This is a genomic window from Shewanella sp. ALD9, assembly GCF_002836315.1.
GTDB lineage: Bacteria > Pseudomonadota > Gammaproteobacteria > Enterobacterales > Shewanellaceae > Shewanella.
Genome location: NZ_PJCD01000043.1, coordinates 106,100 through 126,188, shown reverse-complemented (window position 1 = coordinate 126,188; position 20,089 = coordinate 106,100). Strand labels below are relative to the sequence as shown.

General features: G+C 42.8%; 18 protein-coding genes. 7 read left to right on the top strand and 11 right to left on the bottom strand.

Annotation, left to right across the window (positions count from 1 at the left end; genetic code table 11):
• Positions 1-11: 11 nt before the first annotated feature.
• Genes CXF88_RS20240 through CXF88_RS20225 form a run of 4 tightly spaced genes read right to left on the bottom strand, consistent with a single transcriptional unit; the run spans position 12 to position 4,289 of the window.
• Positions 12-443, bottom strand: a complete 432-nt coding sequence (locus CXF88_RS20240) for a group 1 truncated hemoglobin (RefSeq protein WP_101088583.1) — start codon at positions 441-443, stop codon at positions 12-14.
• Entirely contained in the window at positions 443-1,285 is an 843-nt protein-coding gene (locus tag CXF88_RS20235; protein WP_101088582.1) for a DUF3034 family protein, read from the bottom strand. The genes CXF88_RS20240 and CXF88_RS20235 overlap by 1 nt, the downstream gene beginning before the upstream one ends.
• Positions 1,286-1,300: 15 nt before the next feature.
• Entirely contained in the window at positions 1,301-3,616 is a 2,316-nt protein-coding gene (locus CXF88_RS20230) for a bifunctional diguanylate cyclase/phosphodiesterase (RefSeq protein ID WP_101088581.1), read from the bottom strand.
• A gap of 1 nt (position 3,617) precedes the next feature.
• A complete protein-coding gene (locus tag CXF88_RS20225; RefSeq protein WP_101088580.1) occupies positions 3,618-4,289 on the bottom strand; it encodes a methylamine utilization protein in 672 nt (223 codons plus the stop codon).
• A 154-nt stretch (positions 4,290-4,443) separates the two neighbouring features.
• Here CXF88_RS20225 and CXF88_RS20220 point away from each other — a divergent pair, with 154 nt between their 5' ends.
• From CXF88_RS20220 to ccoG, 3 genes are all read left to right on the top strand, one after another.
• Complete coding sequence (locus CXF88_RS20220; RefSeq protein WP_101088579.1) at positions 4,444-5,082, top strand: paraquat-inducible protein A; 639 nt, start codon at positions 4,444-4,446, stop codon at positions 5,080-5,082.
• Positions 5,083-5,290: 208 nt separating this feature from the next.
• Complete coding sequence (locus CXF88_RS20215; RefSeq protein ID WP_101088578.1) at positions 5,291-6,733, top strand: sigma 54-interacting transcriptional regulator; 1,443 nt, start codon at positions 5,291-5,293, stop codon at positions 6,731-6,733.
• A 172-nt stretch (positions 6,734-6,905) separates the two neighbouring features.
• Positions 6,906-8,369 carry a cytochrome c oxidase accessory protein CcoG gene (gene ccoG, locus CXF88_RS20210; RefSeq protein ID WP_101088577.1) on the top strand — a complete coding sequence of 488 codons (1,464 nt, stop codon included), beginning with the start codon at positions 6,906-6,908 and terminating at the stop codon, positions 8,367-8,369.
• A gap of 156 nt (positions 8,370-8,525) precedes the next feature.
• Here ccoG and CXF88_RS20205 read toward each other — a convergent pair whose 3' ends face one another.
• Positions 8,526-9,038 carry a hypothetical protein gene (locus CXF88_RS20205; protein ID WP_049763561.1) on the bottom strand — a complete coding sequence of 171 codons (513 nt, stop codon included), beginning with the start codon at positions 9,036-9,038 and terminating at the stop codon, positions 8,526-8,528.
• 153 nt (positions 9,039-9,191) lie between these two features.
• Here CXF88_RS20205 and CXF88_RS20200 point away from each other — a divergent pair, with 153 nt between their 5' ends.
• Entirely contained in the window at positions 9,192-10,727 is a 1,536-nt protein-coding gene (locus CXF88_RS20200; RefSeq protein ID WP_101088576.1) for a DUF3612 domain-containing protein, read from the top strand.
• Between the two features lie 76 nt (positions 10,728-10,803).
• On the opposite strand, the gene CXF88_RS20195 is transcribed toward CXF88_RS20200, so the two are convergent.
• The 6 genes from CXF88_RS20195 to CXF88_RS20170 form a co-directional block, all read right to left on the bottom strand.
• Positions 10,804-12,144, bottom strand: coding sequence for an ATP-binding protein (locus CXF88_RS20195; RefSeq protein WP_101088575.1), 1,341 nt, complete (start codon positions 12,142-12,144; stop codon positions 10,804-10,806).
• Positions 12,108-12,785, bottom strand: coding sequence for a response regulator transcription factor (locus CXF88_RS20190; RefSeq protein WP_101088574.1), 678 nt, complete (start codon positions 12,783-12,785; stop codon positions 12,108-12,110). Before CXF88_RS20190 ends, CXF88_RS20195 begins: the two co-directional genes overlap by 37 nt.
• Before the next feature lie 43 nt (positions 12,786-12,828).
• Complete coding sequence (locus CXF88_RS20185; protein WP_101088573.1) at positions 12,829-13,587, bottom strand: hypothetical protein; 759 nt, start codon at positions 13,585-13,587, stop codon at positions 12,829-12,831.
• A 25-nt stretch (positions 13,588-13,612) separates the two neighbouring features.
• Positions 13,613-14,422, bottom strand: a complete 810-nt coding sequence (locus CXF88_RS20180) for a hypothetical protein (protein ID WP_101088572.1) — start codon at positions 14,420-14,422, stop codon at positions 13,613-13,615.
• 275 nt (positions 14,423-14,697) lie between these two features.
• Positions 14,698-15,330: a type 1 glutamine amidotransferase gene (locus CXF88_RS20175; RefSeq protein WP_101088571.1), complete on the bottom strand. Its 633-nt coding sequence runs from the start codon at positions 15,328-15,330 to the stop codon at positions 14,698-14,700.
• The gene (locus tag CXF88_RS20170; protein WP_101088570.1) at positions 15,327-16,184 is read right to left on the bottom strand and encodes a hypothetical protein; all 858 of its coding nucleotides are present in this window, start codon (positions 16,182-16,184) and stop codon (positions 15,327-15,329) included. Before CXF88_RS20170 ends, CXF88_RS20175 begins: the two co-directional genes overlap by 4 nt.
• A gap of 331 nt (positions 16,185-16,515) precedes the next feature.
• Here CXF88_RS20170 and CXF88_RS20165 point away from each other — a divergent pair, with 331 nt between their 5' ends.
• From CXF88_RS20165 to CXF88_RS20155, 3 genes are all read left to right on the top strand, one after another.
• Entirely contained in the window at positions 16,516-18,036 is a 1,521-nt protein-coding gene (locus CXF88_RS20165; protein ID WP_101088569.1) for a flavocytochrome c, read from the top strand.
• Between the two features lie 28 nt (positions 18,037-18,064).
• Positions 18,065-18,418: a cytochrome c3 family protein gene (locus tag CXF88_RS20160; protein WP_011639305.1), complete on the top strand. Its 354-nt coding sequence runs from the start codon at positions 18,065-18,067 to the stop codon at positions 18,416-18,418.
• Positions 18,419-18,693: 275 nt separating this feature from the next.
• Positions 18,694-19,995 (top strand): anaerobic C4-dicarboxylate transporter, encoded by a 1,302-nt coding sequence (locus tag CXF88_RS20155; RefSeq protein WP_101088568.1) that lies wholly within the window; start codon positions 18,694-18,696, stop codon positions 19,993-19,995.
• The last annotated feature ends 94 nt before the right edge of the window (positions 19,996-20,089 follow it).

Here is a 20,089-nt window from a genome sequence, read left to right as displayed (position 1 = left end):
CGGTTGCACAACTAATGTTCGATAATATCTTGATACAGTGGTGCTAATTTAGCCAGTAATGCATTGCGGGTTGCTAGTGGGATATGCTGTTGTTTAAGTGCTTCGATTAAATGACCCACAACGGCATCAAAGTCAGCTTGGCTAATGTGTAATCCAATATGTGCATCAAACATGGATGCACCTTGGTACACGCATTCACCGCCACTGATTACACATAAATGCTCAATAAGCCGTTGGCGGAAAATCTGAATATCAGTTTGTTCAAAATGATGCAGAATGCGTTTGTCTTGGGATAAATGGGCTAGAAAGTCATCGGTAATCATACTGACGCCTTTATCTCCTCCCAGTTGCTGATATAGAGTTGTGGGTTGGCTTGCACAGGCAACAGACAGGAATAACAATGCGCCCAAAACGACGATATGATGTTTAATAATATTAACCATTACAGCGTTCCCTCTACAGATAAATACCACCCTTGCTGTTGCTCAAATCCGGCAATGCTGCCTAAATCAACATAAGCGCCTACAACAGAAAGGTGTTTATTAACAAACCAAGCCATAAAAATATCCTGCCAATCATTTTCTTCTGCAAAACCAAGTTGATCAGGCTTTTGTTTGTATTCATAACCCAGTGCAATATTATCGGTTAATAACACTGCAATAGAGGCTTCAGCTTGCAGTTGGTAATCGTTGTTCGTCGCAGTACCAAAACCAAGCAAACCAGTTTGGTTAGCTTTGGTTGCTCTGAGGGTTAAGTTAGTCACCAGATTACGGCCAGCAATGGCATCAAAATAGACTTTACTGGCAGCTAAATAGATATCAACTCCCCAGTCATCCCTTGCCCCAACAGCTTGCGGTAATGCAAAGTCGTCCACCCGTTTATATTGTAGCCCTAAGCTAATTTGTGGCATGGCGGTGTATAGCACTTCACCGGCTAGTTTGTATTTTACGCTAACAATATCTTGGCCCAGTTTGCCGCCTAGGGTGTCTAGATCAAAAGTTTGCTTAGCCATACTGAGTTCAAAGCGGTTATCAATGCTTAAGGATGCGCCAATAGAATGTAAGGTAAAATCGTCAACATAGACGGCAGTATTCATTGCTGTGAAAGACCATTGGTCTGAGCTTGCATAACCATTAATGACTGCCCAAGACACTATTCCTCCGCCAGCACTACCCTCAATAGTTGTGGCGCCACCAGTAGCGATTACTTTACTTGTCTCAGCGTGAGCAGAAGCACTGATGAGGCTTAATAGCACCGATAATAGAATGCACATTAGTTGATACATTAACGTAGCGTATCCTTAACTGGGGGGCTGATTGTTAGATTGATTAAATTGCTGGAACCACACAATAAAATCATCTGCGTTAAGCGGTTTTGAATACACATAACCTTGAATTATATCGCAATTAAGTTCGCGCAAAATATTGATGCCTTCTTCAGATTCTACCCCTTCAGCCACGACGGATAAATTAAGCCCTTTAATTAATCGAATGCTGCTATCCACAATCATTAAATCAGTTGCATCGGTATGAATATCTTTAATAAAACTGCGATCAATCTTCACTTCATTAACGGGCAGTAACTTTAAGTAAGCTAATGAAGAGTGCCCGGTACCAAAGTCGTCGATGGCAATGGCTAAGCCGATATTTCTAAACTGCTGTAAAACAGCAATCACCGTTTGTGCATCTTTCATCACAGCACCTTCGGTCACCTCTATCGACAGAGCGTTAATCGGTAAATTATTGCTAATCAGTAACTGTTCAATGTCTAACGGCAGCTGAGGATTAGTGAGATCATGGGCAGATAAATTAATCGCCACCGTCAGCGAAATACCTTGTTGCTGCCATTTGGCTAGCTGCTTAATGGTGGTATTTAATACCCAGTCGCTGATCATCGAGATATTACCTGAGTTTTCCGCTAAACGAATGAACTCATCCGGCGGGATAAACCCCAGTTCAGGATGCTGCCAGCGGATCAGGGTTTCTGCGCCATGGCAATGATTGCTCTGAATATTCACTTTAGGTTGAAACACCAAATGCAACTGCCCTTGTGCTAAGGCAATCGGTAAATCACGGATAATCATTAATTCACGTAAATAGCGTTCATCTTCACCTTGTTGATAAGTGGCTATGCCTAGGGATTCCACTCGGGCTTGATTTAATGCAATTTCAGCATGGCGAATTAAAGTATCAATATCATTACAGTCATAGTCACTGGATAAATCAACAATCCCTACCCGCACATTGACACTTATTTTTGAGCCCTGAATGGAAAATGGATTAGTTAATTGTCGTAGATAGTTATCAAGCTTTTCAAGCGGAATACTCGGTTGGAATAGCAACAAAAACGAGTCGCCATCCAAGCGCGATATTAGTTGGGCCGTTGGGGATAAGCTTTCTAAACGGCTGGCAAACAACACCAATAAATCGTCGGCATTGGCAAATCCAATGATGTTATTTAAATGGCGAAAGTTTTTAATGTCTATCATCACTAAACTGCCATGCATTTTACTCAGCAGCAGGCTGAGTTGTTGTTTAGCGGCCAAGCGATTATATAAACCCGTGAGGTTATCGTGTTGTGATTGATAAACTAAATCGTTTTCGCGCGATTCAATATTTTCACGCATTATCGATAAGGTGTTGGCTAATACTTGTAACTCAGCGGGTGCACCTTTAATCGGCGGAGGGTTTTCACCTTGGCCGACTTTGCGAGCAAAATTAACTAATGCATAAATGGGTTTCGTTAAGCCGCCAGAAAACCAAGCGGCAATCATAAACGCCAGTAAACACGTTATCGCGAATATAATTAACATGTTATTGCGCAGGGCATCGTAATTTTGCTGCCACTTAACATTTGATTGATGTAGTACCGCCCACTGATGACCACTATTTTTATCTAACGCAATGGTGGTCGATAAGTAGTTTGATGGTATGTCATCGCTGACCTTATCCACTGTTTTTGCTAATAGGTTAATACGCGCTAAAACATCTTGTTGTTGAGCTTGGGCTAGGGTCGAGACAATTTCAATTCTGCCAGCGGACTGGTTGATAAAACTGATATCAATTCCGGTAATGGTTTTGGCTTGGTCTGCGACATTCTTGTCCATAGTGAAGCCCATGCCGACCCACGCTATTAATGTTGGCGCTTTGACGGGTTGCAACACAAATTGGTAACTACTGTGGTCATAATTGAAAATTTCGAACGTGGTTGAGCGATTCTTGGTTAATGCAAATAACTCATCTACATTAGCTGCAGTGAGCCCTTGCAAGCTTGATGACAGTAGTTTTCCCTGTGGAGATAATAAAATAGCAGCGTCAGCATTAATGCGCCTGCCATGGTTGGCTAACACTGACGATATTGTATCTTGCTCGCCAGTGGCAACGGCGCGTTTAAAACCAAAGTCCGCACTGAGTAACGACAAACTTTGATTTAGCTGATCGCTTCGGTTCGATAACATTTCGACAAAAATATTGGAACCAATATTAAGGTTTTGAGTTTGCTGTTGGCGAAAATCTCGCTGAGTTGCGCTTAATACAAACAAGGCAGTGGTTAACTGCATTAAGGTCAGTATTAATAGGAAAGCTATTATCAGCCGGTTGCGAAAACTAGTAGGCATGCTATCCCGTGACATCGCTTGCTTGAGGGTAACTACCAAAGCCGCTAGGTGGCGACGATGGTTTATCTTGGTGTTCAACATCAATGCTAAACGTTAACTGATTATCGTCATTGCTTACAATGACCAAAGATGAAGCTGTTGCCGTTATTTGCCAAGGATGCCAAATGTTGACCTGGTATTCGCCTGCAGGTAAATCTGTTAATTGGAGTTTACCTTGTGTATCACTCACCGAAAAATAAGGACTGCTGGCCACATAAATAAAGGCCTGCATGTAATCATGAATATTGCAGCCTATGGCAACTAAACCAGGTTTATCAAATGTAATCGGGTCTTCAGTTGTGCCTACATACAATTTTAACTCAAATTGTTTGGCTTCAGAAAATGAATAAACATGGTGCCGAGTGCGATCTAAATTAGGAAAATCAACCTTGGCACCTTGCGGCACTGCCAATACAAAAGGTGAGAACACTCGATTTTGTTGGCGCATTTGGTAAGGAGCTAAGGTCGATGGCGTTGTATTAGATGGTGACATAGAAATTAACTCTACCACGCTATCGCTTAGCATCACGCCTTGCGCATCGGTAACATTAATCGTCAAAGTAGCCGCAGTCACTGCCGCTGAAAAAAAATACGTTAAACACAACAAACATGTCGTAAATGGATTTATTGGCATGTATTGGCCTCATTATTAAGAGTGTAGCAAGAGTGCCGCGTAGTGGTTAATGGTCTACGTAATATGGCATCATAACCTACAAGAATCAAAATACAGCATCATCACAGCTTAATGCGACTATTTGTTTCGGTATACATCAGCAAACGAGGTGTTCATGAAAATGTATGTATCCATCAGTTTAGTACTGATATCGTTAATCCTGCTTATTCCCGGCGTGACAGAACCGATGTTAACGATAACAGGCACCATTGAAAAGTCGCAGTTAGTGGATACGGGTAAGGATATGTTAATCCAAGATTTAACGGAAGACTCTCGTGCTAATACCCGTGGAATATTGGATATTGCCGCCAGTATGTTAGGGCTAGATACGCTAGAAGGTGAAGTAGAGGTTTTTCGTAATAGCCGCAGTATCATTGATACCATTTCAGCACTATACCAATCACATCATTTCGTCGTTGCCATGTTGGTCGGGTTATTCAGTATTGTGATCCCTGCCGTTAAGTTAATCACCATGCTCATATTACTGCTGCCAGTGCCACCCTTAATTAAGCAAAGATTGAGCAAAATGATCAGTGGTATCGGCAAATGGTCTATGGCCGATGTGTTTGTGGTCGCAATTATTGTGACTTACATGGCAGGTAATGCGTCAGCTGGAATGGGCGACATGCTTAAGACTCAATCTCAGTTTGAAATCGGTTTCTATTATTTTTTAGGTTACTGTATTTTTTCAATCGCCAGCCAGATGATGGTCGACATGACACAAATGCAAAAGTCGCAGAATACCGCTCGCTAATATAGACAACCGAGGCTACTAGATTTGTGAGCTGGCGACATTGAAATTCGACGTTAACGTAAAAAAGGCTTAAATCAGCTTATTATTTTGATGATTCATGGGAATCACGATAACAAGTCATTATGGTTAAGCGAAGTCGCGATATTTCGCGACTTATGTTTTACAATGGTTATAATGAGTCTATGTACTAGTAACCTTAAGATTGGCTATGACTGACTCTACAACCCCTGAATATATTGGCTCCGATCATTTTTTGCCTAAAAATACTCTGTTGCTTAATGCCATGACAGAGGGCGTGTATGGTTTTGATTTAGCCGGTAATGCGGTGTTCATTAACCCCGCAGCAGAGCAAATGACAGGCTGGAAAAGTGCCGAATTAATTGGCCGAAATATTCACGACTGCCATCATCATAGTCATGCAGATGGTAGTCATTATCCTCAACATGACTGCCCCATTTATCGCACCTTACAAGATGCTATTCCTCGGCAAGTGAACGAAGATGTATTTTGGCGTAAAGATGGCAGCAGTTTTCCGGTGTATTACAGCTCAACCCCAGTATATGATCAGCAAAAACTCGTCGGTGTTATCGCGATATTTCGTGATGTAAGCATGCAAAAACATACCGAGCAATCATTGAGACAAGCATTGGCACAAGTGCAGGCCTTGTCAGAACGGTTAGCATCAGAAAATCAATATTTACTCACTGAGCTACAAGGTCAGCAAGGCGCGTCAGGAATATCGGGTAATAGCCAACCTATCAATCAACTCATGCAACAGATCCACTTAGTAGCCAATACTGACAGTACCGTACTCATTTGTGGTGAAAATGGCACCGGCAAAGAGTTAGTTGCGCGTAACTTACACCGATTAAGTCATCGCAAAGACCAACCAATGGTGAGTGTTAACTGCGCCGCATTTTCGACGGCATTGCTAGAAAGTGAGCTGTTTGGTCATGAAAAAGGCGCATTTACTGGCGCCATAACACGTCGCAAAGGCCGATTTGAATTAGCCCATAATGGCACCTTATTTTTAGATGAAATTGCCGAGCTGAGTTTATCGGCACAATCTAAATTGCTACGGGTGATCCAAGAGCAAAGCTTCGAGCGCGTTGGCAGTAGTGAAACCATTAAGGTCAACATTCGCTTAGTTGCTGCCACCCATCACGATTTAGCCGCGCGAGTGGAGCAAGGCTTGTTTCGCATGGACTTATATTACCGCTTGAACGTATTTCCAATTACCGTGCCTCCTTTACGAGAACGCCGCGAAGATATTCCACCTTTGGTCAGTGATTTAGTCGAATCAATGAGTAAAAAGCTCGGTAAAAAAATCACTAAAGTGAGCGCCAAAGGGCTGAAGAATTTACAGCAATATGCTTGGCCTGGTAACGTGCGTGAGCTGCAAAACTTGATTGAGCGGGAAATGATTTTATCGCAAAGCGGCCATTTATTGTTTAATACTTTACCTGTAGCGGTTGCCACTCCGTTAGCTACCCGCACGTTAACCATGGCACAAGCCGAAGCTGCGCATATCATTGCGGTATTAAATGCTAGTCACTGGCGTATCTCTGGTCCGTATGGCGCAGCTGCAATGCTAGAGATGCCGGCGAGCACTTTACGATCTCGGATGAAAAAATTAGCCATTACGCGCTAATTTTTATGATTGGTTTTATTAGATCGCGATATATCGTGTAAAAAGTGATATATCGTGACATTATTCTATAAGTATTTTATTTTAATCTTTTTAAATCAAATAATTACAATTATATCTAAGTTGGCTTAGTCTTTGCTATAACAGGGCAATATTGTGTTATAGGAATACATTTATGCCCAAATCATCATCTCAAACTCCGGCAGCGACTGTGCCAGTTGATAAAGCTGCCGTTTCACAACGGATTCCAGTGGTGCAAATTGCTACGCCGTCGACAAAAATTCAGGTTCGAGAACAGAAGGGTGTATTTCAACGGCTGCGTCAGCACAGTAATACGTTACTGATTGCGATTTTTTTCATGATCCCATTTATCAATTACCAAGGCCGGCAAGCCATTCTGTTTGATGTCACCGAACAGCAATTCTTTTTCTTCAATATCACCCTGTGGCCACAAGATTTTACCGTTTTAGCGTGGTTTTTTATGGCCGCGGCTTTTGCATTGTTTTTTGTCACGGTTTACTGGGGCCGAGTTTGGTGTGGTTTTTTGTGTCCGCAAACCGCGTGGACTTTTATATATATGTGGGTAGAAGCCAAGGTAGAGGGCAATCATCATCATCGAGCGGCATTAGACAAAGCACCATGGTCACTGAGTAAAGTGCGTAAACGAGTGACGAAGCATGCGGTGTGGATGGTGTTTGCCTTGCTAACTGGCTGCGGGTTTATTGGTTATTTTATGCCTGCACGCGAGTTGTATGTTGATATTTTTAGCATGAGTAGTGGTTTTTGGACTGGCACCTGGGTGTGGTTTTTTGCCATATGCACTTATTTAAATGCCGGCTGGATGCGTGAAATGATGTGTTTGCATTGCTGTCCTTACTCGCGTTTTCAAGCGGTGATGTTTGACGCCAACACTAAAACAGTGAGCTATGATGCTGATAGAGGGGAATCTCGTGGGCCACGTAAGCGCTCACAAAAAACGGAACTAGGTGACTGTGTAGATTGTAATTTGTGTGTTGACGTTTGCCCCACTGGGATTGATATTCGTAATGGCTTGCAATACGAATGTATTAACTGCGGTGCCTGTGTTGATGCATGTAATCAAACCATGGAAAAGTTTGGCTATGCACCCAATTTAATCAGCTTTACCAGCGAAAATGCCTTAAAAGGACAACCAAAAGCCAGCCTGTTGTCGCTAAAATCGCTTGGTTACGCCAGTGCATTACTGATCATGATTGTGCTGATTATTAGCGATTTAAGTCACTTAAGTCATATACAGCTCAATGTAATCCGCGACCGCCAAACCTTGTATCGTCAAGTGGGTATCGATAAAGTTGAAAACAGTTATCAACTTAAAATTCGCAATAAAACTCAACAAATGGCTTTTTATCAAATCAGTATCAGCAATGACGATCCCCAAAAGCAAACATTGCAAATAGTCACCGACAGTTTGATTGCGATAAAACCTGCAGAACAACTGGATTATCCGTTGACCCTCAGTGGCCGCCTGAGTAACCGCACGAGTGATAGCACCCAACAAACAGTGCAATTTAAAGTGACCCAAATTCAAAGCTTGGAAAATCCAACGCCAACAGAACCTGCTAATGATATCTCACAAACATCACGCTTCTTTTGGCCATAATCTCAGTATCTCATTATCTCAGTATGGCGGCATAAACGCGTGTCGGCATTATTGGATGCTACGCAGCAAAATGGTTAAGTAACAAAAAGGCTTGTCGCATTATTAATGGGACAAGCCTTTTTTGCTAAACGTTCGCAGTGTAATCGCGATAAGCCATTAACGCTGATGTAACGCGTAGTCGCTACCATCTTTAGCGGTAAACACTTTACAGTTGCCTTCAGTTGGCTGGCAGCCTGTGTGGATTAAGCTAATCCATTGCTTGTATGGCGTCGGCAAATTCTTAATTGGAATCGCAACTTGAATGTCTTCAATATTAGCCTGGTCTGTGGTACCCATTTGTCCTTGGCGGTCGAAACAAATCTCAACATGGGTATCATTATTCTTTAATACAACAGATGTTGGTTCACTTTTGTGACCCGTCAATGCCACAAATTGACATGGATTTTGTAAACCACACTGAGAGCCGTCTTTTAAAAATGCCAATAAGTGAGTGTAGTAAACTACATAGCTGCTGACATCTTGGTGCGAGCCTTCAGTTAATGGAAATTGTGCATCCAAAAAGTCTTTGGCGTTCGTGGTACGATCCTGTTGATTCGTCGTTGCCACAAATTGCTCACCAATGAAGCGGTTAAGGTTTTGGGTGGCTGTTGCGCTTGCTTGAGTAGACATATTCATCGCCTTATTCCTCTTCGTATTGTTGTAGGTCACAAAACCTTTTTCAGTATTGTTTATCATTAAGCCTTGTTCGCAGCTTGATTTTTAGTCTATGCTATTTTTACAAACAATTTCACAATAAAAATTTTACAGTGTGAATTATACAAAATGAGAAATGATAAAAGCTTAATGCGAAAGACCCATTTTTTGGGCACAAAGATAAGAAACTTGCGTAAACGCAATAACTTAACCATGGAAGACTTGTCTGCTCGTTGTATGCGTGTTGACTCAGGTAACTCGCCGTCAGTGTCATACTTATCAATGATCGAGCGCGGAAAACGTGTTCCAAGCGCTGATATGTTGGCGGTAATTGCAGTGGTTTTTCAAAAAGAAGTGGAATGGTTTCTTGATGATGTGCCAGAAGATGAAGCGATTACGCCTGAAAAAGGCAATAAAGGCGGCATTAGTGGTATGCCGCTAGAGCCGAGTTTTTTGTTCTCCAATGACATTTTGCAAATTGCCATTCCTGAAATGTTGTCGCAAACTGGCACCAGTGGCCGCCAATTTGCTCATTTACTGATCCGCGCGCACCAAGAGCATCATCAAAACCATTTTCCTGATTTAGAGCGTGCCGCCGAAGAAGTCGGCTTAAAACGTATGCCGCTTGCCACCGAAGATATTATCGATATTGCCAAAGGCATGGGCTTAAAAATTAAATGGATCGACCGTGCGCCTAAAGAAGTTATCAACGAAATGGGCTTGAGTTCTAAGCAGTTGGTTACCTCATTTTTTGAGCCACCGGGAACCATTTATATCAGTAATATTCTGAAAAATAGACCCAGCAGATTGAGATATGACTTGGCCGTGCACATAGGTCATTGTGTGTTGCACAATAAAGACGGCTTAAAAAGTGTGATGATGTCTGGTCGCCGTGATGATTTTGATGATGCGCTGGTCCCTCAGTCAAACACCTTGAATGCACAAGATATTTTGCATGCGTGGCGTGATTTTGAATCAAGCTTTTTTGCGGGTGCTTTGCTGTGTCCTAAAGTGCCGTATCGGCAGTTACTTGACCGACATGGCTATGAGATTAGCGTGCATAAACAACTGCAAGTGTCAGCGTCTGTTGCTATGCGCCGCATGACGGTAGTGTCGCCTTATCCGCACTGGCATTACTTTGATGCCTACGCACCGGGTAAGCTAAAAGCGGTTTATCGTGGTAATGGCATTCCTTTGCCTTGGGGTAACATGCGCCTGGTAGAGGATCCTTGTCAGCACTGGGCTGTGTTTAGAATGATTAACGAGCCAGTAGCAGGCACGTCTGCGCAAATATCAATTTTAAATGTCGGTAATGAACCGCGTATTTATTGCTGTGAATCGATTAAGGTTGATGACTCGGCAGGTAATCCGCATGTGTTATGTGCGGGTATTGATTTAAATCCGGCGATTGAAGCGCAAGGCAAAGATGCGCAGTCGATTGCACATGAATTAAAACAAGCTTGCTCAACGGGCGGCGGCTCAATCATTATCCCCAAACATATCCAAAAGGATCTCATCAGTGTGGCGAAAATCCTTAATATTAACTGGATTGAGCGTGGGATTAAAAAAGATGCACAGCTAATTTGCTCGCGTGGAGCAGTGTGCCCACGTCAGCCAAGCTGTTATGCCGCAGGGCGTAATTTATGCGAGGGAGATCAAGGCTAAGTTGACCTTTGTTGATGCCGCATCAGCATAAGTTGATGCGGTATAACAGGCGTGATTAAACGGCACCTCAATCCTGTTAAAGAGCAAACTGCACTGTAATACAAAGCCCGCAGTTATTGACGGCATCGGTTGGCGCTAAGCTAATTTTTGCGTCCATTTGCTGCACAATACTCGCCACAATCGCTAATCCTAAACCTGAGCCATATTCGTTACTGCCCAAGACTCGATAAAAGGGTTCAAACACTTTTTGAGCTTCATCTGTGGCGATACCAGGACCAGTGTCTTTGATGGTCATCTCAATGTATTGATCTGTTTTAGTAATGCTTAAATCAATTTTACCGCCATTTGGGGTGTAGCGAATCGCATTGTCGATAAGGTTGTGAATTAAGGTTTTTAAACGAACGGGATTAGCATTGAGTTCGGCGTCGTTATCTTGGCTAAAGCCCAAATCAATCTCTTTCGCTTCTGCAAGTGGGTACAGATCTTCAATCACCTCAACGAACACCATTTTTAACGATATTTTTTGAGGTTGTTGGACGCTGTTATCTTGTTGACGCGCCATCGACAATAGTTGTTCTAGTAGATGAATACTGCGACCTATTCCAGCTTGTAGTGCATTAAGCTTCTGGCGCGCATCGTCCGTTAACTCTGTCTGCTGAAGACGTTGTGCCTGTAACGACAGTGCAGTTATGGGCGATCTTAATTCATGAGCAGCATCGGCAATAAAGCGCTTTTGGCTAGCAATAACCTGGCTATTTTTGCTGAGTAAACGATTAATTGCCTCAACAAAGGGCACTATTTCACTCGGTAATTGAGTGGTGGGAATTAGCTGTAGGTCGTGCTCAGTTTGACGGTCAACTTCGTGGGCTAAAATACTAATCGGGCCAAGAATTTTGCCTAAAATATACCCCAGTAATAACAGTAAAATTGGAATTAATACTAACAATGGCATCAGAGTGTGCAGCGCGGTTTCAAACGCAATATCGTCACGAATAGCAGTATCTTGGGCGATGGCGATACGTTGAGTGGATGACAAGGTGCGTACAAACACTCGCCAAGATTGGGTGGCTAAATTAACCGTATGAAATCCATCGGTTAAATTGTTCGGCAAGGCTAGGGTATTTTGGGCTAAGGCATTGCTTGCTGAGTTACTACCCAATAACTGCACTGAAACCTGAAACTCCAACTGATCTTGGCTTAACGGGGTGAGTGTTCCGTCGTTTAGCGTAAGCGAGTAATGGTCAAACAGCACGGCCATTTGTTGCAATACATCATCTTGGAGCTCATGGGCTTCTTCAAAGGCACTGCTAAAGGTAAAGCTGGCTGCTATTATCGCAACAGACAAAATGGCTGCTGAAATCCAATAAGATAAGCGTGTTTTTAACGAATTACTGGGGCGTTTTTTGACACCATCCATCCTACACCTCTGACATTTTTAATGGTTTCTGTACCCAATTTTTTACGCAAACAATGAATTAAAAACTCTACAGTATTACTTTCTACCTCTTCACCCCAGCCATAAATTCGTTCTTCTAAATCACTTTTTGAATGAATCGAACCGGGTCGAATAAGCAATGTTTGCAGTAGGGCGAACTCGCGGTTAGACAGTAAAATATTATCTTGAGTGAGGGTTTTGGCTTCATGTGTGGCTGGATTTAGCCAAACAATATTATTGGTTAATTCTGATGTATGTTGGTTGGCATTGCGCCTTGTTACTGCACGAATGCGTGCCAGTAGTTCGGTTATATCGAAGGGCTTAACGAGATAATCATCGGCACCTAAATCGAGCCCTTTGACTCGGTCTTCTAGGCTGTCTCTGGCGGTAATAATGATCACCGCCAGTGCGGGATGCTGAGCTCGAATATATTGCATTACTTGCAAACCATCCAGTTTCGGTAAGCCAAGGTCGAGCAACACCACATCATATTGCTGGCAACGTAAACTGTGTAAGGCCGCTTCGCCGTCGCATATCCAATCGACCGCATAGGCGACATCTTTTAAGGCGCTTTGCATGGCATCGCCAATCATTTTATCGTCTTCTACTAATAAAATACGCATAGCACCTCAATCGGACATAATGACACAAAATGAAAAGTCTTGATTAATGATGTGTTGTCGCGGCTTGCTGCTTAAATAGCATTAAACACAACACCATACCAAAGAGTAATGCGGCCGACGCACTAAAGCGACTAAATTCTAATCCACCATGACTAATGGGTTTATCTAAAAAGTCACCTACCGCTGCACCTAAAGGTCTGGTTAAAATAAAGCTTAACCAAAACAACAGAGTGCGAGATATAGAGCTCCAAAAATAGGCAGCTAATAACACTAATAACAGGCTACCAAAGATTAACGCACTGACATCATAACCAAGGCCAGCACTGTCTACTGTCCAGTCGCCTAGCGCTGTACCTAAGGTTTGTGACAGTAAAATCGTCACCCAATAAAAACATTCGGTTTTGGTATTGTTTATCGACTGATTCGACAGGCTACCTGCACTGACGTACCAAATTGAAAATGACATACACAACAAGCTCACTAGTAGCAATGTGCCGCCGGTATAACCTATGCCTAGTGAGCGGTCGGCAAAGTCAGCCATCGTTGTGCCAGCCGTCGTTGTAGCAATAATAGTGGCCCAATAAATACTCGAAGAATACTGTTTACTGCGAATTTGTATTGCTACCGCTATCGCGAATAAACCGATAAAAATAACTGAGCTAACTAAATAGCCGAGGTTAAGCGACATCGATAACGCATCACCTGCCGTTTCGCCTAAGGTGGTGGCCAGTATTTTTACCAACCAAAATATTAAGGTGACTTGTGGCACTTTAGTCAGCGCCTGCTTTTGTAGTGTGTCCATATCGATGCTCACTTATGTTGATAGATTATTGGCTTTTTTGCTGTTTGGCGCGAACGGATAGGTATGCCACAAGTGCAATAATAATCACTAAAAACACAATGCTGGTGCTGGTGGTGCCAAACCCTAGGCCGCCTTTACGAATGGGTTGTGACAGTAAGTCGCCGATAGATGCACCGAGTGGACGAGTTAATATATAAGCCAGCCAAAAGCACAATACGGCATTCGCCTTGAAGCGATAAAAGGCTAGGCTTATCAGCGTAATTAACCCACCAAATACGATTGCCGACATGCCATAACCTACATTCATATCTTCCGACACCCAATCGCCCACAGCAGTACCAAGTGCGAAGGTAAATAGAATGGCCAACCAATAAAATAGCTCACGTTTAAGCGTGACAATGGAGTGGATGGATAAGGTGCGTTCTTTACTGAACCAGTATGCAAATGTTGCCGCTAATAATGCGCTAAACACCGCTGTCGATACCGGTAGAGGCACATCGAGTTTGTCTGTGAGAATGTCGGTGACTAAGGTGCCAAAAATACTGATAAGCACCACAACACTCCAATATGCACCTGGGCGATATTGGCTTTGTTTAAGTTGCACCCATAAGGCGAAAAGTAAAAATACTCCCATGATGATGCTGGTATTAATCATGCCTACGTGAAGATGGAAGCTAAGATAATCTGCTGCGGTTTCACCAACGGTGGTCGACATCATTTTTATGACCCAAAAAATCAACGTGATTTCAGGTACTTTGTTGAGCCAACTGTGTTGCGGTGCATTGCTGCTATTTAGGGTATTGCTGGTTACTGGTGTTATGACTATTGGTTTCATGTGGACTCCTGATCCAGTAGTGAAACATGCTGTAGTCATATAATGCCGAGCAATACTTAGCCCAAACATAGGGCTAAGTATAGAGCGACTTTTTTCGGTTATTTTTTAGCGATAGCGTTTGGCTTGGTTATTAGACTAAGACATATAGATAAACCATTTCGTTAAGCACTTACGGAGGTACTTTCATCAAATACTTTTGTGAACCATTACGGCGCATTGATAATTTTTATGCAGTTCTAGGCGCCATATATTGCGCTATAGATTACACCTAATTTTCAACAAAAGTGCTCAGTAAGTAGCTTAAAAAAGAACGGTTCGAGAGTATCTTGCATAGCGTGAGTGTGCGGTGTGTTAGTTACAGGGCACTCATCACCAAAATGACTGACGAGTTGCCCTATTTGCGCGGAATTCCATTCAGGATGAAACTGCAAACCAATAGCCTGTTGGTGGTGATACATTTGCACATTACACTGTGCTGAACGAGCTAGCGACACAATACTGTCAGGTAAGTTAATGGCTTGATAATGCCACTGCGGCACAGCCATTATCGTACCATCAGCAAAGGTTACCTCATGCCAACCCAGTTCAGGATTAGGCATATCAATGACTTGGCCACCAAGTTCAATTGCCAATAACTGCGCGCCCAAACAAATGGCCAATAAAGGGACTTGTTGAGTTAATGCCTGTTTAATTAATCTTGACTCGGTTTGCATCCAAACAGGGTTATCCACCACATTCATCGGCCCACCTAAAATAATTAATCCTCGGTAAGCATCGAGATTTTCGGGCAAAGATTCTGGTGCATAAAAACACTCAAGTTCGGTAATGTGTTGTTTAGCCCACAGTGCCATTCTACCGACGCCTTCGGCAGGGTGATGCTGAAATACTGCAATAGTTTTGTGGATCATTTCAGTTCATCCAACTCTATATACACTCTTGAAACCGTAGTCATTGGACGAGTGATGTTTGGCTTTGTGTTTGGGGCCACTAGAGAAGTGTTTCTAGGTGTTGTGTCGGGCAATGCAGCACGAAGTTGGGCTTCATTGTTAAATAAGTTTGCCGAATCAATAGGAATAACAATTTCTGCGGGTAAGCTATTGCCGACATTATCGAGGCGTACAATGTGATCGGCATCTGGTCGAGTCGTCAGGCGTTTAACAAGAAACTGCACTTTATCGTCAGGGGTATTATTAACCTTAAGATAAGTATTGTTGCTGGTTTTTTGTTGCTCGAACTGGATATCTAATTCATTGAATATTATTATTTTATTTACGGTTAACCCTTGGTTTTTCCATTGTATTTCACCGCCGCGTTCAAAATGGCCTTTAACAATATCCACGTTTAAATGTTCAATATGGCTAGGGTGATCAGGAGATAACATCGATAGGTCAAATTGTTGCGGCACTATGGTCCAAATTGGATATCCACTAGCAGCCGATAACGTTAAGCCGTTGATTACTGCAGTGTTGATTTGAGGATCGTCAAAGGTTAGCTGCAACACGACTTGAGCATTATGTGGGGTATGAAACATCGGTAAATGCGAGGCAAATAAACCATATTCACTGCCAAACAACAGCATGCCGTGAAGTCCAACTCGAACTTGAGGCGTTATAGGACTATTCGATGAGGTATCAACTTGTGTCGCGTTGGTGGTCAGTGGCAGTAGCATCAAAATGGCCAATAAACTCCGACTGAAATATTTGTAAAAGCGGCGTATGGATAATGGCGAAAACACTGTAGTGATATAGCGATTTAGTAGCATATTAGCGGCTCTTCTGTGTAGATGGCAGATGGGGCCGTCCCCGATGTGAATACCTGTCGATGAAAAGTGGTGCATGTCAGGCTGAGGTCGTCCTCAATGGGTTAATCATATCGATTAAATAAAGAATAAACCAGCTGTTATGCGGGGCGGTTCACAATTTGGATTCAATTCCAAAAGCAAGCCTATGCAGTAATTTCCTTGAAAGTCCTACCTACAATTGATTAGTCGATATTCGCTGTTATTTTCACCAAACATTAACAATAGTTCCCGTTTTGGAATTGATTCCATCGCTATGATGAAGCGTCAATAATATAAAAAGGGGTGATAACCTATGAGCAATATAGATCTATTAGGGCGCCGTAAGTTTATTGCAGGTCTAGGTATTGCTGCTGGTGCAGCGATGGTAGCACCAGCAATGGCAGTGTCTGAAAAGGCGGATGGTGTTAAATGGGACAAAGAAGTTGAAATCGTCATTATTGGTTCTGGTTTTGCGGGTTTAGCTGCCGCAATCGAAGCCACCAAACATGGTGCAAAAGATGTCCATATATTTGAAAAAATGTCCTATTTTGGTGGTAACTCGGCTATTAACGGTGGGCTTTTTGCCGCACCAGGCACGCCGATGCAAAAGAAAGAAGGTGTTGAAGACTCGGTAGACAGAATGGTTAATGACCAATTATTGTCTGGCCGTGGCATTGCCGATGAAGGGTTATTACGCCATGTCGCATCTCACGCGGTTGAAGCGTTACAAATGACCTTAGATGCGGGTTCTGAATACCATCCTTACTTACAACAACTAGGCGGTCACTCGGTTGCACGTACTTACCAAACCTCAGTAAGTTGTGGTGCTGGTATCACCCAACCATTGTACAAAGAGTGTAAACGTATTGGTGTAAACACCCACAATCGTTCAAAATTTGAAGGATTTCTCGTCGGTAATAAAGGCGAAGTTGTTGGTGTTAAAATGCGTCAAAACTATCATTTTGGCGAAGACCAGCCTGGTAAAGTCCTCAATATTCGCGCCAAACGTGGTGTGATTATGGCTACCGGTGGCTTTGCGCAAAACGTTGATTTACGTATGGCGCAAGATCCAACCTTAACGGCAGACGTTGGTTGTACCAACGCACCAGGTGCAACAGGCGAGGGTATGTTCGAAATGTTCCGTTTAGGAGCTATTCCTGTGCATTTGGCTCACATTCAATCAGGCCCTTGGGCTTCACCTGATGAAGGTGGCTTTGGTTATGTGTCTAACTATTCAATTTTCAACTTACCTCATTCAATTGCTGTTAGCCGCACAACCGGTAAGCGTTTCATGAATGAAATTGCCGATCGTAAAACACGTGCTGATGCTGAATTAAGTAACCGTGATGAAAAAGGCAATCCTGTACCACCACTGTTGATTTCAAGCTTTAAAGACTCTAAAGCACATCCAAATACCGAAAAAGTGATTAAGTACAATGTCGGTTGGAAGTTTGAAAGCCTTGAAGAGTTGGCAACACACTTTGGTGTCCCTCTAGCTGGGTTAAAAGCACAAATCGCTGAATACAATGGCTATGTAAAATCTGGCGAAGATAAGCAGTTTGGCAAAGATATGACGTTGGCGAAAAACAAAATGATCGAAGCGCCATTTACTGTCGTTCGCTTGTGGCCAAAAGTGCATTACTGCCAAGGTGGTGTAAAAGTTAATACCAAAGCCGAAGTAACAGATAGCTTTACTGGTAAGTCTATTACTGGTCTTTATGCCGCTGGTGAAGTGTGTGGTGGTATTCATGGCGTTAGCCGTTTAGGTAGTTGCTCTATTCCAGAATGTATGGTGATGGGTATGACTGCTGCTAGAAGTCTTATGAACGTTTAACTAGACCAGTGAACAAGAGGAATCATTAATGAAAAACTTTAATATTATACTTGGGCTGGTACTACTTGGATTAACCAGCTTATCAGTACAGTCAGCAGAGATCCGTGACTACCACAAAGAGGTTATCGGTAAAGACTGTAAAACTTGTCATGATAATGGCATCAAGCAGTTTCCATCTGATCAGTCCTGTTTGCAGTGTCATGATGTTGATGACTTAGCAAAGAAAACCGCCAGAAGTGAAGAAGACAAGTGGCAGAACCCACACAATAACCTTCACTATGGTAAAGATGTACCTTGCCAAGAGTGTCACAGCGAACATAAAACCAAACAACCGTTATGCAGCAATTGTCATACGTTTAAGTTTGATAAGCATAAAGGGTAAACCACAGCCCATTCTATCTATTCATTTCCGTGTAAATGCCAATCATTGATTGGCATTTTTCTATTTTCATCCCCGTTAACATCTCTGCTCCATCACAGCTTTTTCAGTTAACTGACCAATAAACCTGCAGACAAAACACCTCTTTTGGCTTGCAATGCAGTTAATTGATCCACGTCTACATTCGTAAAATCCCAACAGAGTACTATCACGATCTCTAAAGCAGTAATCCCTGCTATTTCATTCAAGACATTTAGGTTTTAAATAGAGTTAACACTATGATGATATTAGAAATAATTATTGTGCTTGGGGCGATTTACCTCGGCGCAAGAATGGGCAGTATAGGGATAGGTTTTGCTGGAGGTGTAGGGGTATTAATTCTTACCGTTGGATTAGGGTTAACGCCAGGTGCTATCCCCATCGATGTAATGCTGATTATTATGTCGGTTATTACCGCCATAGCTGCGATGCAAGAAGCGGGTGGCATGGACTATTTGGTATCTATTGCTGAAAAATTACTGCGTAAGCACCCGAAACACATTACTTTTTTAGCACCAATAGTGACTTACACTATGACCTTATTTGCCGGAACTGGTCATACAGCATTTTCGACGCTGCCTGTGATTGCCGAAGTGGCTAAAGAGCAAGGCATACGACCATCTCGGCCGTTATCTATTGCCGTAGTGGCATCACAAGTGGCGATTACTGCATCGCCTATTTCTGCTGCCGTGGTATTTTTCTCGGGTATTTTAGAGCCGTTTGGGGTGGATTATTTAGTGTTGTTGGCTGTGTGTATTCCATCGACGTTTATTGCTTGTTTAATGGGTGCAGCAGTTGCGTCGATACTCGGCAAACCGTTAGCACAAGATCCTATCTATCAACAGCGTTTAGCCAGCGGATTGGTGAAAACCCGTGGTGAAACTCAAGTCACGTTATTACCGGGTGCTAAGCGATCGGTGGCCATATTCTTGATTGCGATAGTGGCGGTGATGTCTTATGCCACTGCGATATCTGACAAAGTGGGCTTAATTACACATCCAGTGCTGTCGCGCGATGTGGCTATTATGTTGTTTATGCTCTCTGCCGCAGCAGCAATAACGTGGTTTTGCCGTTTAGATGCCAGTAAAATTTCTAACGCATCAACATTTAAGTCTGGCATGTCGGCGTGTATTTGTGTGCTGGGTGTAGCCTGGTTGGGTGACACTTTTGTGTCTAATCATATTGACGAAATTAAAAACGTTGCAGGAACCTTACTTCAAAGTCAGCCTTGGCTGTTATCGGTAGCGTTATTTTTTGCCTCAATGTTGTTGTATTCACAAGGGGCAACCACTAAAGCGTTAATGCCTGCTGCATTGGCGATTGGAGTGAGTCCATTAACGGCAATAGCCTCATTTGCAGCGGTTAGCGCGTTATTTGTATTACCTACTTACCCAACGCTGTTGGCTGCCGTAGAGATGGATGACACTGGCTCAACGCGGATTGGCAAGGCGGTTTTTAACCACCCATTTTTGATTCCTGGCGTGGTGACAATTACGTCGAGTGTGTTATTGGCCTTTTTGTTTGGCAGCCTAATGTTGTAAGTCACAGTAGAAACGATAGTAGATATGTAGATATGTAGATATGTAGATATGTAGATATGTAGATATGTAGATATGTAGATATGTAGATATGTAG